At 46.1% G+C, this 243-nt stretch carries 1 protein-coding gene; it reads right to left on the bottom strand.

The annotated features are described in order from the left end of the window. Window positions 1-243, bottom strand: a 243-nt coding sequence (locus tag OC23_RS14945; protein WP_038345695.1) for an AMP-binding protein, incomplete at both ends; no start/stop codon positions are given.

Raw genomic sequence — 243 nt, 5'->3', positions numbered from 1 at the left:
CATTCATCACCCCTTTCGGGTTACCTGTAGAACCTGAGGTATAAATCACATAAGCAAGATGACGGCTGTTTAAACCAATCTCTGCCGGTAGCAGATTCTCTTCAGAATATGCAGAAGCCTGTTCAAAGGCATCCTGCAGTAATACCACCGGTACCGATGAACTCTTCAGCACATCTATACCCGTCGCATCAGCCAGTAATAATCTTGGAGAGGCATCTTCCATAATATAGGCCAGGCGCTCTA

The sequence above is a fragment of the Acinetobacter sp. A47 genome, assembly GCF_000805455.1.
GTDB lineage: Bacteria > Pseudomonadota > Gammaproteobacteria > Pseudomonadales > Moraxellaceae > Acinetobacter.
The sequence above is the reverse complement of the archived record's forward strand: the minus strand, read 5'-3'. Positions and strand labels throughout refer to the sequence as shown.